A 3,281-nucleotide genomic window follows, 5' to 3' on the forward strand; every position below is an offset into this window, starting at 1 on the left:
GGGTTAAGGTGCGTGACGTGTGCCTGACTTAGCGATGACATACCATTGCACGGCAAGAGATATTTGATGCCACGTAAACGGTCCTTGCTCCCGTCATTGGCCCAGAGTGTGACAATCGGTGTCACTGCTCAACATCACGCAGCTGGGATTTGCGGATAATTGGGCGATGGTAAGTGCAGGGCTAAAATCTTCTAGTCTTGTCTGGCTCTTTATTGGGATGGAGCCAAATATGATCGACTTTATTGGTTGGTACGGATCTCATTCTATTACCGTGCCATGTTATAAAATACGATGAACCCCAGACTAAAATAGGCGTGCATCGCCCTTTATTCTCAGTCAAAATAGCGCAATCAAGTCTCGATGGATTGTTCATCCTGACTGAAGAGGCGTAATCTCCCGCCACGTAAGATCCAGATATCAGAAGTGATAAAATAAAAAGAAAACCCATCAGACGTTTGTCAAAATGAGCGTTGCCTATGCGGATAGGGGATAGCAAAGCGGTAAAAACAAATGTTAGCGGCATCAGAATTACATCGCCAAGCGTATAAAGAAGCGAACTTTTATCTATCAAGTCATAGTGAACAAAGAAAAGCCATAATAAATTTGGTAATATCGCAAACAAAAATAGTAAAACATAAGTCTTATATGGCGCGACCATTTTCAATATGTGAAATGGCAGTAGATCTAATTTTGTATTAGAATGTGCCTTGTCGAAATTGATTGGAATCATAAACTGCCATGGCCAGAGCGTCATGATAGCTAGTAATGGTATGGTGACGATAGCGTAAGAAATGGATATGCCAAAAACGTCTGAAATGGTGAGAATTTGTAATATAGAAGGATCTATACGGTTGATAAATCCAACCCCAAACAGAAATCCAGACAGTGACCACGTCGCGGCGGCAAAAGTCGATATCTTAAAAAATTGATCCGGTAGACTCGGCAATTCAATAGCGGAAGGCGGACGTATGCGAGTCCTCGTCCGCTTATAGCTGAGTCTACCGGAATATGGCTTCACTCCGCCGCCACGCCAGCCTGCGAGAACATGTCCCCGCTGGCCTCGCCCGCATCCTCGTTCGCCGGGCGGCCGATCTTGGCCTTCTGGCGCTTGTCGAACGAATCCCAGACGTCGTTCCACTGGCCCTTGGTCGCGGCCTTCGAATATTCGGTGGCGCGCTGTTCGAAGAAATTGGCGTGCTCGACGCCGTTCAGCATCGGCGCCAGCCACGGCAGCGGGTGTTCGTCGATCATGTAGATCGGCTTGAGGCCGAGCTGTCCCATCCGCCAGTCGGCGATGTAGCGGATATACTTCTTGATCTCCTTGGGCGTCATGCCGTTGACCGGACCCATCTCGAACGCGAGGTCGATGAAATTGTCCTCGAGCCGGATCGTCGTCTGGCAGACGTCGGCGATATCGTCCTTCACCGCCTTGGTCAGGCACTGGCGCTCGTGGCAGAAGGTGTGGAACATCTTGATGATGCCCTCGCAATGCAGGCTCTCGTCGCGGATCGACCAGGTGACGATCTGGCCCATGCCCTTCATCTTGTTGAAGCGCGGGAAGTTCATCAGCATCGCGAAGCTGGCGAAGAGCTGCACGCCCTCGGTGAAGCCGCCGAACATGGCGAGCGTGCGGGCGATGTCTTCGTCGTTCTCGACGCCGAAGTTCTGCATGTAGTCATGCTTTTCCTTCATCTCGGCATATTCGAGGAAGGCGCCATATTCGCTCTCGGGCATGCCGATCGTGTCGAGCAGATGGCTGTAGGCGGCGATATGCACCGTCTCCATGTTGCTGAACGCGGTCAGCATCATCTTGACCTCGGTCGGCTTGAACACGCGGCCGTATTTCTCGTGGTAGCAATCCTGCACCTCGACGTCGGCCTGGGTGAAGAAGCGGAAGATCTGGGTGAGCAGGTTGCGCTCGTGATCGGTCAGCTTCTGCGCCCAGTCGCGGCAATCCTCGCCCAGCGGCACCTCTTCGGGGAGCCAGTGGAGCTGCTGCTGACGCTTCCAGAATTCGAACGCCCAGGGGTATTCGAACGGCTTGTACTGCTTGCGGGCTTCGAGGAGGGACATGGGGACTACTCCGTGGGATCTTCGTAAATAGGATATCGGGCGAAAGAGGTTAGGGCTGGCCGCTCCATTGCCACATCGCATGCGCCGAAAAGGCGAGGACGATGGCGAGGGAGACGGCCATGATGCCGGCCATGCGGTAGACGTAGACGCGCGCCGGCCCCTGCGGGCGGCGCAGTTCGAACAGCATCCACGCGCCGCCGAGGCCGAACACCGCGGCGACCGCGAACATGACGAGGCTCTGCAGCGGCATCAGGGCTCGGCTCGGGCAGGGACGCGCGATGCATCCAATTGCGGGGCGGGTCGTTGGACCGCCGAACCCCTTGCAGGAGCTTTGTCATGCACGATCACAGCAACATCAAAGAGCATATGACCGTCATCGGCGCCGACGGCGTCCATGTCGGCACCGTCGACCACGTCGAGGGCGAGCGCATCAAGCTCACCAAGAACGATTCGCCGAGCACCGAGGACGGGCAGGGCGGCAAGCATCATTACCTGCCCGCCGGCCTCGTCGCCGAGATCGAGGGCGATACGGTGCGGCTGTCGGCCACCGCCGCCAATGCGGTGGACATGTTCGAAGAGGCGGAGTGATCCGTCTTTCCCTCTCCCCTTGTGGGAGAGGGAGGGAGCGGCCGCAGGCCGCGGAAGAGTGAGGGCGGTGCCGGTCATGCGGTGCCGCCCTTTTTCTGTGCGTGGTCACCCTCATCCTTCCGCGCCTCCGGCGCTCCCTCCTTCTCCCGGAGGGAGAAGGAAATGCGCGCCAGAACGCCGTCGAGGTTCGTCATCACGTCAGGGTTGGCGAAGCGGATCACGGAAAAGCCTTGGCGTTGGATGAAGCGGGTGCGGATGGCGTCGGCTTCCGGCGTGGCGGCGTGGGTGTCGCCGTCGACCTCGATGACGAGGCGTTCGGAGAAGCAGAGGATGTCGGCTCGGTAAGGCCCGATGGGTGTCTGATGGCGCCACTTCAGCGTCGGGAATGCCGCACGTAATCCATACAGCAGACGACGCTCGGGTTCCGATGCGGCACGACGGAGTTGCCGGGCGTGCTGGACCGTACCGGAAGGCTGGTTTTTGTAGAGACGCATCTCACCCTCACCCTTCCGCCGCTGCGCGGCTCCCTCCCTCTCCCGATGGGAGAGGGAATGGTGGCCACCTCACCCCTCTCCCTCCGGGAGAGGAAGGGGCCCGCCCGACGCAGTCGGGTGGGAGGG

5 protein-coding genes are annotated in these 3,281 nt (G+C 57.2%); 1 reads left to right on the forward strand and 4 read right to left on the reverse strand.

The window, feature by feature from the left end:
• Positions 1–181: 181 nt before the first annotated feature.
• The 3 genes from FFS23_RS19800 to FFS23_RS19810 are packed head-to-tail and all read right to left on the reverse strand — an operon-like array spanning position 182 to position 2,323.
• Complete coding sequence (locus FFS23_RS19800) at positions 182–1,018, reverse strand: hypothetical protein (RefSeq protein ID WP_171009566.1); 837 nt, start codon at positions 1,016–1,018, stop codon at positions 182–184.
• On the reverse strand, positions 1,015–2,073 hold the full coding sequence (locus FFS23_RS19805; protein ID WP_038663577.1) for a ribonucleotide-diphosphate reductase subunit beta: 1,059 nt from the start codon (positions 2,071–2,073) through the stop codon (positions 1,015–1,017). Before FFS23_RS19805 ends, FFS23_RS19800 begins: the two co-directional genes overlap by 4 nt.
• A 49-nt stretch (positions 2,074–2,122) precedes the next feature.
• Positions 2,123–2,323, reverse strand: a complete 201-nt coding sequence (locus FFS23_RS19810) for a hypothetical protein (protein ID WP_038663575.1) — start codon at positions 2,321–2,323, stop codon at positions 2,123–2,125.
• An 86-nt stretch (positions 2,324–2,409) separates the two neighbouring features.
• Between FFS23_RS19810 and FFS23_RS19815 the strand changes: the two genes are divergently transcribed.
• Complete coding sequence (locus FFS23_RS19815; RefSeq protein WP_037531986.1) at positions 2,410–2,661, forward strand: DUF2171 domain-containing protein; 252 nt, start codon at positions 2,410–2,412, stop codon at positions 2,659–2,661.
• Between the two features lie 74 nt (positions 2,662–2,735).
• Here FFS23_RS19815 and FFS23_RS19820 read toward each other — a convergent pair whose 3' ends face one another.
• Positions 2,736–3,155: an endonuclease domain-containing protein gene (locus tag FFS23_RS19820; protein ID WP_137899949.1), complete on the reverse strand. Its 420-nt coding sequence runs from the start codon at positions 3,153–3,155 to the stop codon at positions 2,736–2,738.
• Positions 3,156–3,281: the final 126 nt, after the last annotated feature.

The organism is Sphingomonas sp. 2SG (assembly GCF_005503285.1).
Lineage (GTDB): Bacteria > Pseudomonadota > Alphaproteobacteria > Sphingomonadales > Sphingomonadaceae > Sphingomonas > Sphingomonas taxi.

Excerpts from the sequence above, each read along its gene's own strand:
- FFS23_RS19810 (WP_038663575.1), bottom strand. The coding sequence starts at position 2,323 with ATGCCGCTGCAGAGCCTCGTCATGTTCGCGGTCGCCGCGGTGTTCGGC.
- FFS23_RS19805 (WP_038663577.1), bottom strand. The coding sequence starts at position 2,073 with ATGTCCCTCCTCGAAGCCCGCAAGCAGTACAAGCCGTTCGAATACCCC.
- FFS23_RS19820 (WP_137899949.1), bottom strand. The coding sequence starts at position 3,155 with ATGCGTCTCTACAAAAACCAGCCTTCCGGTACGGTCCAGCACGCCCGG.
- FFS23_RS19815 (WP_037531986.1), top strand. The coding sequence starts at position 2,410 with ATGCACGATCACAGCAACATCAAAGAGCATATGACCGTCATCGGCGCC.